This window comes from Rathayibacter sp. AY1A3, from assembly GCF_002930975.1.
Lineage (GTDB): Bacteria > Actinomycetota > Actinomycetes > Actinomycetales > Microbacteriaceae > Rathayibacter.
Genome location: NZ_PSTO01000021.1, coordinates 46,755 through 58,527, shown reverse-complemented (window position 1 = coordinate 58,527; position 11,773 = coordinate 46,755). Strand labels below are relative to the sequence as shown.

Below are 11,773 nucleotides of genomic sequence, written 5' to 3'. Positions count from 1 at the left end.
CAGCCGTCGCCGCGAGGACCAGGAGGCCTAGCCTCCGCCTTCGGGGAGGGACCGGGCGGCGGGCGCCCGATCCCTCCCCGAAGGCGGAGGCTAGGCCTCCTGGTCCTCGCGGCGACGGCTGCGGGCGATCAGGAGCGAGCCGAGGCCGAGGGCGACAGCACCTCCCGAGAGCAGCAGCCAGGAGCCGGTCTCCACTCCGGTGGAGGGGAGGCCGCCGGGGCCGGTCGGTGCGGTGATCGGCGCGGCCGTGGCGGTCGGTCCGGCCGTCGGCACGACGGTGGGCTCCGGGGTCGACGTGGGCTCGGGGCTCGCGGTCGGCTCGGGCGTCACGGTCGGCTCGGGCGTCACGGTCGGCTCAGGAGTCGCCGTCGGCTCGGGGGTCGCGGTCGGCTCCGGTGAGCCGGTCGGCTCAGGAGTCGCCGTGGGCTCGGGAGTCGCGGTCGGCTCCGGCGAGCCGGTCGGCTCCGGCGTCGGCGTGGGCTCCGGGGTCCCCGGCAGCTCGACGGCGGCGCCCTCCGGCGCCACGGCGAGCAGCGCCCGGGCGACGTCGCTGAACGCTCCGACCGGGTGGTTGCGGAACACCGGCGAGGTGCCGAAGAGGAAGCCCTCGGTGCCCGACTCCGTCGAGAACGAGACGGCCGAGGCCTGCCCGGCCGCGTCGCTCCGGGACTGCCCCTCGGAGTCGACCCAGTGCCCGGCGACGAACGTGCCGTCCTCCGAGTAGCTCTGCTCGACCGCGACCGACTCGTCGAAGCCGGCGAACCACAGTGCCGGCGAGACGAACGCGGTGTCCTGCGGGTAGTCGCCGAGGACTCCGCCGGCGGGCGTCTCGACCGAGACGATGCCGTTGGAGCCGCTGGTGCCGGTCTGCGCGGTCAGCTCGGCCAGGCCGAAGTCGGACACGAAGGCCGCTCCTGCGCCACCGCGGCCGACGACGTCGCCGCCCGCCGCGAGGAACTCCTCGACCACGGTGCGGCCTGCGGCCTGCTCCGGGGTGAAGGAGAGGGCGCGTCCCACGTAGAGCACGTCGGCACCCTCGAGGGTCGCGGTGCCCGCGGTGAGCGCGGCCGCGTCGACGGCGACCGCGTCGGCGAAGCCGAGCTTGGCCAGGGCGTCGCGGTCCTCGTTCGTGCCGGAGTAGGCGACGCGGAGGGCGTCGAGCGCCTTCCCGTCCTCGGCGCGCACGCGGTCGGCGGTGGTCGCCGTGAAGTCGACGCCGAAGACGGCGGCGGCTCCCTCGGCGGCCGCGAGCCCGGCGGCGTCGGCACGCAGGGCGATGGTGCCGTCCTCGAACTGCTCGAGGGCGACGCCGTCGGCCAGCAGCGCGTTGACGGCCTGGTACTCCAGGACGCCGCGCGGCTCGAAGGCGAGGTAGTCGGCGCCTGCCGGGACGGAGCCGACCGGAGCGACGGCGGTCACCGGCTCCAGGCCGACGGCTGGGAGGGCATCGGTGGTGGAGCCGATCGCCTGCACGTCGGCGCCCCAGAGGAGCGAGAGGCTCCAGGCCGAGACGTCGTACATCTCGGGCACACGGCTCGAGATGTCGCTGCCGTCGGCGAGGAGGACGTTGGCGAGGCCGCGGACCGACTGGTGCATGTCGACCAGGTAGGTACCCGCGGGGTAGGAGACTCCTCCGACGCTCGTGGCGGCCGTGGTCCGCGACACCTCGACGCCGTGGGCGAGCAGCTGCGCGACGAGGGTCTCGGCGTCCGAGACGGAGCGCTGCGTGCCGTCGACGGGGATGACGTAGGCGCGCGGGTACTCGGTCGTGTAGACGTCGGTCTCGTCCCAGATCTCGGTCCACTCGGTCGGCACGCCCGCGGGCAGGTCGGCCGCGGAGACGTCGGCGGGGATCTCGATGGCGGGGGCGCCGGTGACGCCGCGCTCGAAGATGCTGACCTGGTTGCTCAGGAGCGCGTCGCGGTTGGCCTCGATGTAGTCGACGGAGGCGTCCATGACGATCCCGGCGACCTCGACGTCGATGTCCGCGTTGGCCTGGCCCTGGGCGATCTCCTCCGGAGTGCTGTTGGCCGTGCGGCCGAGCGGAAGCTCCACCGTGTTGGTGATCGCGCCCTGGAAGGCGACGTACTGCGGGGCGAAGATGGGAGGCCAGTCGTCCCAGCCCGCGCGGATGTCGCGGTAGGGGATGAGGATCTTCCCGGTGTTGTCCGTCGTGGCGCTGCCGTCCTCGGCGAGGTAGGTGTTGCCGGGCACGTCGGCCTCGACGACGCGGCGCTCGATCTCGAGCGCGGTCGCGTACGCGTGCGGGAGGAAGAGGTCGTACTCGTAGTTCTCGCCGTGCGGCGGGCCGCAGGGCTCGACCTGGAGGATCCCGGTGTAGCCGTGGATGTCGATGAAGTACGTGGGCTGGAGCACGCTCGAGAGGTCGCGGATCACGGCCGCCTCGCTGGTGGCTCCGGTGATCATGTCGCGGTTCGGGTCGTAGCCCGCGGCGACGGCGCGCTGGCCGAGGGCGCGGCCGTCGGGGTTGTTGGTGACGGTGAAGTAGAGGCGGTTGCCCTCGAGCAGCGCCTCGGTCTCCGCGTCCTCGGCGGTGGCGACGCCCTCGATGTACTCGAGGATCGCGTCGCTGCCCTCCCACTCGTTGCCGTGGATGTTGCCGTTGAACCAGACCGGCACCTTGTAGCCGTCCATCAGCTCGGCGTCGGCGGCCGCGGCGGCGGGCTCGTACTTGAGCCGGTCGCGCCACTCGGCCTGCTGCGCCGTCTCGGCCTCGGTCTCGGGGGCGGTGACGGTGACCAGGTAGATGTCGCGGCCGAGGCCGGACTTCCCGACCACCTGGGTCGAGACCCGGTCGGAGCGGGCGGCGAGCGCGTTCAGCTGCGGCGCGATGGCGTCGTAGGGGGTGACTCCGCGCAGGAGCGAGGCGTCGGTCGGGTCGACGGGCACCTCGGTCAGCGGGGTCTGCTGCGGGTAGCTGGTCGGCACCGCGATCGGAGCGGACGGCGGACGCACGATGTCCACGCGGGTGTAGTCGGCGGGTGCTGCGGTCGTGGCGGTCGCCGGCGGGGCGACCAGGAGACCGCCGGCGGCGAGCGCGAGCGCGGCGCATCCGGAGGCGAGGGCGGTTCGAGATCTCAAGCGGAGTTCTTCCCTTGTCGAGGCGTGACGGAACGGATCGGGCCCCCGTCGGCGTCTGGATCTCCGAATCGGATGTGAACCCTCTCAGGAAGATAGAGGCTCCATGTTTCCGTCACGTGTCGGCCGGGTCACCTCCGCGAGATGCCTCGTCGGTACGCCTCGCCCGGCGACTCGAGTGCCCGAGTGGCATCCGGCGAGAGGAGGAAGGAGGGCCCGGTCAGAGGAAGAGGGAGAGGACGAGCGTGGCGCCGAGCGCGAGGACGGAGGCGAGGGAGACGCCGACGGTCACGGACTTGAGGGCGCCGCGGACCGACTGGCCGAGGAAGCTCTGCAGCAGCCAGAAGGTGTTCGAGGTGACGTGGATGCAGAACAGCGCGCCGGAGCCCGCGGCGAGTGCGATCAGCAGCGGGTCGAGGCCGAGTGTCGCGGCGACCGGCGCGACGACTCCGGCCGCCGTGATCGCCGAGAGGGTGACCGAGCCGACCGCGATGTGCAGCACGGCCGCCATCACCCAGACGAGCAGCAGCGGCGCGGTCGCCGAGGTCGAGAAGTAGCCCTTCAGGATCTCGCCGAGGTCGCCCTGGGCGATCACCGCGGCGAGCGCCCCGCCGACGCCGGTGAGCAGGAAGATCTGCCCGCCGTCCTGGAAGCCCTTGGCGACCGCCTTCTCCATCCGCGCGGTTCCCACGGTGGATCGGCCGACCACTCCGGTGCCGATCACGGCGAGGAGGAGCGCGATGACGGGGTTCCCGAGGAACTGCAGCACCGGCAGCTCGACCCCGGAGACGGTGAGCACCGCCTGCGCGGCGATGAGCAGGAGGGCGAGGAGCATGGGCGCGAAGAGGAGCAGGAGCGGGCGCTCGCGGGCGGCGTGGGCGTCCTGCGCTCCGGCGGGACCCGCCGCGTCCTCGACGGACGAGCCGGACGAGCCGCCCGATGCCGCTCCGACTCCGCTCGAGGACGCCCCGCCGCTCCCCCGCGCTCCGAACGACGGCAGCCGTCCGCCGTCCGCGGCGGGCGACGCCCCCACCGTCGCGAGCCCGGTCGTATCGTCGCGCACGACCAGCTGCTCGTCGCGCGCCGGGTCCCAGAAGCCGAGGCGGAACGCGAGCGACATCAGCAGGATCGTGACCACGACCGTCGGCGCCACCACCGCGAATCCGCCGAGCATCATCACGCCCAGCGGCACTCCGAGCAGCCCCGCGAGCGCGACCGCGGCGAAGCCGGGCACCATCATCACGATGCCCGTCTCGAGCCCGACGGCGAAGGTCACGGCGACGATGCCGGTGCCCGCGCGCCCCAGCCGCGGCGCGATCCGGCGGGCGAGCGGCGCCGCGATCACGATCAGCGCGTCGACGAAGATCGTCTGCAGGTAGGTGGCGAAGGAGAGGCCCAGCGCGTAGGGGATCCCGCGGCGGCCGAAGACGCGCAGCAGGCCCTCGACGAGCCGGACGACGGCGCCCATCTCGTTGAGCATCGCGCCGATGAGCACGCCCCAGCCGATCAGGAGGCCCGCCTCCATCATCACCTCGCCGAAGCCGGTGGTCATCGTGGAGACGGTGTCGACGGGGCCGAGCCCGGTGAGCAGGCCGATCGCGGCGGCTCCCACGGCCAGCGCCAGCACCGGGTTGAACCGGAAGCGCACGATCGCGACGACCACCACGACGATCACGAGGGCGACGACGCCCAGGGTGTACCACTCGGGCATGACGTCCTCCTCCGCCCGCGACTGCGCGTGCCGTCACACCCTAGGGGACCGCCGCGCACCCCCTCGCCCCCGCCGGGCACGGGGCCCTAGCGTGGACGCATGGCACTGACGCTTCCCGAGCCCCGACTCCCCTCCCTCCTCGACTCCCCCGTCCTGCGCTGGGGGGTGATCGCGCCCGGCTCGATCGCCGGCTCGTTCGTCGAGGCGCTGCAGAAGCACACCCGGCAGCGCGTGGTCTCGGTGGGCTCCCGCTCGCTGGAGCGCGCGGAGCGGTTCGCGAGCCGGTTCGGGATCGAGCGGGCCTCGGCCGGCTACGAGGCCGTGGTCGAGGATCCGGAGGTCGACGTGGTCTACATCGCCTCCCCGCACTCGGAGCACGCCCGCCAGGCACTGCTCGCCATCGCCGCGGGCAAGCACATCCTGGTCGAGAAGCCGTTCGCGCCGACCCCGGGCGAGGCCGAGATGATGGTGCACGCCGCGCGCGACGCCGGAGTCTTCGCGATGGAGGCGATGTGGATGCGCTACCTGCCGCACATGGACGTCGTGCGGCAGCTGCTCGCCGACGGGGCGGTCGGCGCGCCCGCCGTCGTCTCGGCCGACTTCGGCGCCGCCTTCGACTTCGACCCCTCCAGCCGGATCTTCGACCCGTCGCTCGCGGGCGGCGGCCTGCTGGACGTCGGCGTCTACGCCTCCTCCTTCGTCTCGATGGTGGCGGGCACCCCGCAGAGCACCGTCGTCGCCGGCAGCATGACCTCGACCGGCGTCGACGCGACCGCGACGATCGTCGGCAGCCACGCGCACGGGGTGCAGTCGGTGGCCACCTCGACCGTGCTGGCCGACACCCGCCACGCGGCGAGCGTCGCGGGGCGGGCGGGGCGGATCGACGTGCACCCGTCGTTCTGGACGCCGGGCGGCGTGACGCTCACCCGCGGCTCCGAGAGCGGGTCGTGGATCGACGAGACGCCGCTCCAGGGCGGCGAGGGCCTCGCCTGGGAGGCGCTGCACGTCGCGCAGTACGTGACGGAGGGGCGCACCGAGTCGCCGCTGCACCCGCTCGACGAGGTGGTCGCCGTGGTGCGGACCCTCGACGACGCGCGCCGCCGGCTGGGCGTCTCGGTGTAGGGCGGGCGGCGGGAGACCGCCGTCCCGGCCCTCAGCCCGCCGGCAGCTCGACGCGGAAGCTCGTGCGCCCCGGCTCGGACGCGACGAGGACGCGCCCGCCGTGGGCGTCGACGACCGCCGCCACGATCGCCAGGCCCAGCCCCGTCGATCCGGTCGTGCGCGCTCGGGAGGAGTCGCCGCGGGCGAAGCGCTCGAACAGCACCGGCACCAGCTCCGGCGCGATGCCCGGGCCGGAATCGGTGACCGTCACGACTGCGATCGGCCGCCCCTCCGACACCTCCTCGGCGAGGGCCGCCACGACCCGGGTGCCGGGGGGCGTGTGCACGGTCGCGTTCCGCAGCAGATTGGCGACCACCTGGTGCAGCCGGAAGCCGTCGCCGCGGATCTCGATCGGCTCCTCGGGGAGCTCGAGATCCCACTGGTGGTCGGGGCCCGCGGCGTGCGCGTCCGACAGCGCCTCGATCACGAGCAGCGTCAGGTCGACGGGCTCCTTCTCGAGGTCGCGGCCCTCGTCGAGGCGGGCGAGCAGGAGGAGGTCCTCGACCAGCGAGGTCATCCGGGTGGCGGCGGACTCGATCCGGTCGAGGGAGTAGGCGGCCGACTCCGGCAGCTCGGTCCCGCCCCGACGGGGCAGCTCCGCGTAGCCGCGGATCGCCGCGAGGGGGGTCCGCAGCTCGTGCGAGGCGTCGGCGACGAACTGCCGCACCTTGTCCTCGCTCGCCTGCCGCGACTCCAGCGCACCGGTGACGTGGTCGAGCATGCGGTTGAAGGCGGCGCCGACCCGGCCGACCTCGGTGCGGGTGTCGGCGTCCTCCTCCGGGACCCGCTCGACCAGCTCGACGGCGCCGCGGTCCAGCGGCAGCTCGGCCACGCGGGTCGCCGTCGCCTCCACCCGCTCCAGGGGCCGCAGGGCCACGCGGATGATCGCGGTGGCGACGAGGGCGACCAGCAGCATCGCCAGCAGCACCACCACGACGACCACCCAGGTGAGGGAGGCGAGCGTCTCGGCGACCTCGCCCAGGGGGACGCCGACGACGACGACGGAGCCCTCGACCGCCGCCGCGCGCACGCGGTAGGTCCCGAGGCTCCCGGGCAGCTCGATGGTCGCCTCCTCGCCCCCCGCGGCGACGGCCGCCGCGAGCACCGAGTCGGCCGGGTCCGAGAACTGCCGGCAGACCCCGTCGGCGTCGACGTAGGCGCCGATGAAGGAGCCGTCCGAGCCCTGGACGGCGGTGATGGTGCTGAGGTTCTGGCTCGGGCCGCCGCCGAAGGATCCGCTGGGGCAGGTCGTGGCCTGCTCGATCGCGCTCGACCCGCCGAAGCGGCTCGGCCCGTCGAAGTCCTGGAGGCGCGTGACCGACTGGCTGAGCGACGCGTCCGTGCTGCCGTAGAGGATCGACCGCGCCGAGAGCACGCTCACCGCTCCCACGACGCCCGCCGTCACCGCGACGAGCGCGACCACGGCGACGACCATCCGCCGCCGCAGAGTCCACGGCGCGCGCCGGCCGCGGCGGGAGCCGCGGAGGGCGGAGCGGGTCGCGAAGTCGCCGAGCGACGGGCGGCCGGTGCGGCTCACTGGTCGGCGGGCTTCAGGAGGTAGCCGGCGCCGCGCACGGTGTGGATCATCGGCGAGCGGCCGGCGTCGATCTTCTTGCGCAGGTACGAGATGTAGATCTCGACCACGCTCGACTTGCCGCCGAAGTCGTACGACCAGACCCGGTCGAGGATCTGGGCCTTGCTGAGCACGCGGCGCGGATTGCGCATCAGGAAGCGCAGCAGCTCGAACTCGGTGGCGGTCAGCTCGATCTCGTCGCCGCCCCGGCGGACCTCGTGGCTGTCCTCGTTCAGCACCAGGTCCCCCACGACGACCTCGGGGTCGTCCGCGTCGTTGGCGAGCAGGGTGCTGCGGCGGATGAGTCCGCGCATCCGGGCGACCAGCTCCTCGAGGGAGAAGGGCTTGGTGACGTAGTCGTCGCCGCCGGCGGTGAGCCCGGCGATCCGGTCGTCGAGCGCGTCCTTCGCGGTGAGGAAGAGGACCGGGGTCTCGCTGCCGTCCGCGCGGACCCGCTGCAGGACCTGGAGGCCGTCGATGTCGGGGAGCATCACGTCGAGCACGATCACGTCCGGCCGGAACTCGCGGGTGATCGTGATCGCCGCGCGGCCCTCAGCGGCGGTGCGCACCTCCCAGCCCTCGTAGCGCAGCGCCATCTGGAGCAGGTCGGTGAGGGTGCTCTCGTCGTCGACGACGAGGACGCGGATCGGCGTCCCATCGGCCCGCTTGAGGCGGGTGCGCTGCGCGGGGGCGAGGTGCTTCGAGGGGGCCGGGGTGCTCATCACTCCAGTATCGGGAGTTCCCTATGGATCGGCTATGACCGGCCGATGCCGTCGCTGTGCGCTCCCGATGCGTCCTCCGAGGGATCGGCGTCGAGCTCCTCCGGAGCGATCGCCGCGGTGCGCGCGTAGCCGCGGACCCGCCGGTCGACGAAGGTCGCCGCCCAGAGCAGGACGCCGATCACGAGCAGCACCCCCGCGATCCCGTACTGGGCGGTGTCGCGTCCCGAGGTGATCGGCAGCACCAGGTAGACGCAGGCGATCGTGCCCAGCACCGGCAGCACGGTGGGGGTCCGGAAGTGCCGGTGCTCGACCGGCTGCCGCCGCAGCACCAGCACGGAGACGTTGACGACGGCGAAGACCGCCAGCAGGAGGAGCGACGTGGTCCCGCCCAGCAGCACCGCGATGGGGTCGGAGGGGTCGCGCGACACGTAGGCGGTGAGGAGCAGGGCGATCACCGTCGTGAAGAGGATCGCCGCCCACGGCGTGCGCCGTCCGCGCAGCACGTTCTGCAGGAACGGCGGCAGCACGCCCTGGCGGCTCATCCCGTAGAGCAGGCGGCTGGCCATCATCATGTTGATCAGCGCGCTGTTGGCCACGGCGAAGAGCGAGATGAAGGGCAGCAGCGTCGAGATCGGGAAGTCGGGCGCCGCGGCCTCGACGACCGTGACGAGCGGAGTGTCGTTGCCGGCCAGCTCCCCCACGGGGACGATCGCGACGGCGAGCGTGGACACGAGCACGTAGACCACGGCGGTGATGCCGAGACCTGTGAGCATCACGCGCGGGAAGATGCGGCTGGGCTCCTTCGTCTCCTCCGCCATGTTCACGGAGTCCTCGAATCCGACCATCGCGAAGAACGCCAAGGAGGTCGCGGTGCTCACCGCGAGCAGCAGCGACTTGTCCTCCGGCGCCTCGAACGCGACCACCCGCGAGAAGTCGGCCTGCCCGCCGAACACGGCGAAGAAGCACACGAAGATCACGAGCAGCAGGCCCGAGAGCTCGATCAGGGTGAGCACCACGTTCAGCCCGACGCTCTCGGCGACGCCCCGCAGGTTCACCAGGGCGATGCAGACCATGAACACCAGCGCGATGCTCAGCCGCGTCCCCGCGCCGTCCCCGAGCCCGAAGCCGATCGCGAAGTTGCTCGCGAAGGCGCCCGAGGCGGCGGAGGCCGAGGTGATCCCGCTCGCCATCACGGTGAAGCAGACGAGGAACGTGACGAAGTGGATCCCGAACGCCTTGTGCGCGTAGAGCGCGGCGCCCGCCGCCTGCGGGTACTTCGTCACCAGCTCCAGGTAGGAGCAGGCGGTGAGCGTGGCGACGACGAACGCGATCACGAAGGGGAGCCACGCGGCCCCGCCCACCTCGGCCGCGACCTGCCCGGTGAGCGCGTAGATCCCGGTCCCGAGGATGTCGCCGACCACGAACAGCAGCAGCAGCTTGGGGCCGAGCACCCGCTTGAGCTCGGGCGGGGCGGACGTCTCTCTCGTGGCGGTCATCGTCGGCCCCTCCCGTTGCGGATGAGCGCGAGCCTACGACCGCGGGCACCGCCCCGGGAAGAGCGGGCGCCCGGAGAGCAGGAGCCGACGACACCCACCACTCTGCCGTCGCGCCGTGCGCAGCGCAGCCTCCACCTCGCCGGCGGGAGGCTGCGCGAGGCCGGCTGACCGGATGCTGCCACGGCCGGAGCCTGCCCGGACGTCCCGTGGGCCCCCGACCCTCCGCCCCGCGCGGAGCCGGGGGTCCGCCGCATGTCCGGATGCTGCCGTGCCCGGATGCTGATCTGGTGCCGCCGACGGGCCTCCGCGAGGCTCGGAGGACCACGACGAGAGGACGCACCATGACCGCCACTGCACCCGCCGCCACCCCGCACCTCGGCCCCGTCGCCGCCGGAGGCGCCCTCGCCTGGGCCGCGCTGGCCGCGCTGCTCCTGCTCGGGGAGCCGCACCCCGCGGCGGTCCTCCTGCTCGTGCTCGCCGCCGCCGCCGCGACCTCGCTGAGCGTCGTCGCCGTCGCCCGCCGGCAGCCCCCCGCCCGCCGTACCGGAGTCGTGATCGGTCTCCTCGCCCCCCTCCTCGCGAACGCCGGTCTCACTCCGCTCGCCGCGCTGGTCGGCCCGGCCGTGCTCGGAGCGGCGGCGCTGGTCCTCGCCGGTGAGCTCGCCGTCGTCGCGGTTCTCGCGCGGCGGCGCTGAGTGCGCGCCTCCTACACTCGGGAGGGTCGGGAGAACGGGGGGCCGCCGGTGCTGAGCGAGAACGCGATCGCGCTGTACCTGCACGCGTCCGTGCGCGGAGACTGGTCTCTCGAGAGCGCGTCGGACGAGCTCGGCGTCACCGTCGACGGCCTCCGCGAGGCGCGCGACGAGCTGATCGGGCTCCGGCTGCTCGCTCCGCTGCACGCGGGGGCGGAATCGCTCGCCACGGCCGCACCGGACATCGCCCTCGCCGAGCTGATCGCCGAGGACGAGCGGCGCCTCCTCGAGCTGCAGACCGGGATCACCCGCCGCCGCAGCGAGCTGATGGCCCTCGTCCCCGCCTACCGGAGCGCCCGCAGCGCCCTCGCCGCCGCGGAGCAGGTGGAGGTGATCGAGGACCCGGCGACCGTCCTCCGGCTGCTCCTCGACCTGCAGCGCGGAGCCTCGGAGGAGGTGCTGATCGCCGCTCCCGGCACCAGCAGCGTGGAGCGGCACGAGGCGAGCGACGCCGTCGACCGCGAGCTGCTCGGGCGCGGCATCGCGAGGCGGACGCTGTACCACGACCGCCGCCGCGACAACGCGGCTCTCCGGCGCTCGGTCGCGGAGCTCGAGCCGCTGGGCGCGCGGTTCCGGACCCTCCCGACGCTGCCCTTCCGGCTGGTGGTCTTCGACCGCTCCCTCGCGATCGTCGCCCGCTCCCGCGACGAGGACGACCGCGCCGCCCTGGTCGTCCGCTCCCCCGAGCTCGCGGCGACCCTGGCGCGCGTGTTCGACGCGGCGTGGGAGTTCGCAGCGCCCCTGCACGCGGCAGGTGCCGAGGAGGAGCCCTCCCTCTCCGCGGTGCAGCGGTCGATCCTGCAGGGCCTCGCCGCCGGGCTCACCGACGAGGCGCTCGCGGCACGGCTGGACCTCAGCGTGCGCACCTGCCGTCGGCACATCGCCGGTCTCTTCGATCTGCTCGGCGCCGAGAGCCGCTTCCAGGCGGGCGTGCTCGCGGCCCGGCGGGGCTGGCTGCCGGTCCGACCGCGCTGAAGCCGGCCGTCGGCGCGCTCAGCGCCGCGGAGCCGCGGCGTCGGAACGGGGTGTCCGCTAGCGGACACGTCCTCTTCCGGCTCTTGTCCCGGCACTCTCCCAGGTCGAACATGGGGACCGCCGCCGACATCCCCGATGACGGGCGGCCTCCGCACCGCGACACCGTACCCGACGGGACCGCGGCCCCGACGCCCGCGCCGTACCCGACGGACCGCGGCGCATCAGCGACCTGAGCCGAACGCGCGCACAGGCGCTCCTCCGGCGCGACGTCCGGCACCCCCGAC

Annotated in this window: 8 protein-coding genes; 3 read left to right on the top strand and 5 right to left on the bottom strand. The window is 73.7% G+C overall.

What is annotated here, in order from left to right:
- Window positions 1-90: 90 nt before the first annotated feature.
- Window positions 91-3,102, bottom strand: coding sequence for a M14 family zinc carboxypeptidase (locus C5C10_RS11230; protein ID WP_104329254.1), 3,012 nt, complete (start codon window positions 3,100-3,102; stop codon window positions 91-93).
- Between the two features lie 217 nt (window positions 3,103-3,319).
- Window positions 3,320-4,810, bottom strand: a complete 1,491-nt coding sequence (locus tag C5C10_RS11225) for a GntP family permease (RefSeq protein ID WP_104329253.1) — start codon at window positions 4,808-4,810, stop codon at window positions 3,320-3,322.
- A 99-nt stretch (window positions 4,811-4,909) separates the two neighbouring features.
- Between C5C10_RS11225 and C5C10_RS11220 the strand changes: the two genes are divergently transcribed.
- Window positions 4,910-5,932 (top strand): Gfo/Idh/MocA family protein, encoded by a 1,023-nt coding sequence (locus tag C5C10_RS11220; RefSeq protein ID WP_104329252.1) that lies wholly within the window; start codon window positions 4,910-4,912, stop codon window positions 5,930-5,932.
- Between the two features lie 31 nt (window positions 5,933-5,963).
- Here C5C10_RS11220 and C5C10_RS11215 read toward each other — a convergent pair whose 3' ends face one another.
- The 3 genes from C5C10_RS11215 to C5C10_RS11205 are packed head-to-tail and all read right to left on the bottom strand — an operon-like array spanning window position 5,964 to window position 9,762.
- Window positions 5,964-7,508 (bottom strand): cell wall metabolism sensor histidine kinase WalK, encoded by a 1,545-nt coding sequence (locus C5C10_RS11215; RefSeq protein ID WP_219813254.1) that lies wholly within the window; start codon window positions 7,506-7,508, stop codon window positions 5,964-5,966.
- A complete protein-coding gene (locus C5C10_RS11210) occupies window positions 7,505-8,266 on the bottom strand; it encodes a response regulator transcription factor (RefSeq protein ID WP_104223650.1) in 762 nt (253 codons plus the stop codon). Before C5C10_RS11210 ends, C5C10_RS11215 begins: the two co-directional genes overlap by 4 nt.
- Window positions 8,267-8,298: 32 nt before the next feature.
- Entirely contained in the window at window positions 8,299-9,762 is a 1,464-nt protein-coding gene (locus tag C5C10_RS11205) for an APC family permease (RefSeq protein ID WP_104329251.1), read from the bottom strand.
- A gap of 341 nt (window positions 9,763-10,103) precedes the next feature.
- Between C5C10_RS11205 and C5C10_RS11200 the strand changes: the two genes are divergently transcribed.
- Window positions 10,104-10,457 carry a hypothetical protein gene (locus C5C10_RS11200; RefSeq protein WP_104329250.1) on the top strand — a complete coding sequence of 118 codons (354 nt, stop codon included), beginning with the start codon at window positions 10,104-10,106 and terminating at the stop codon, window positions 10,455-10,457.
- Window positions 10,458-10,505: 48 nt separating this feature from the next.
- Window positions 10,506-11,489, top strand: a complete 984-nt coding sequence (locus C5C10_RS18215; RefSeq protein WP_104329249.1) for a LuxR C-terminal-related transcriptional regulator — start codon at window positions 10,506-10,508, stop codon at window positions 11,487-11,489.
- The last annotated feature ends 284 nt before the right edge of the window (window positions 11,490-11,773 follow it).

Bases quoted from the DNA above. Each gene is read 5' to 3' on its own strand.
- C5C10_RS11225 (WP_104329253.1), bottom strand. From the start codon at position 4,810: ATGCCCGAGTGGTACACCCTGGGCGTCGTCGCCCTCGTGATCGTCGTG.
- C5C10_RS11220 (WP_104329252.1), top strand. From the start codon at position 4,910: ATGGCACTGACGCTTCCCGAGCCCCGACTCCCCTCCCTCCTCGACTCC.
- C5C10_RS11210 (WP_104223650.1), bottom strand. From the start codon at position 8,266: ATGAGCACCCCGGCCCCCTCGAAGCACCTCGCCCCCGCGCAGCGCACC.
- C5C10_RS11205 (WP_104329251.1), bottom strand. From the start codon at position 9,762: ATGACCGCCACGAGAGAGACGTCCGCCCCGCCCGAGCTCAAGCGGGTG.
- C5C10_RS11200 (WP_104329250.1), top strand. From the start codon at position 10,104: ATGACCGCCACTGCACCCGCCGCCACCCCGCACCTCGGCCCCGTCGCC.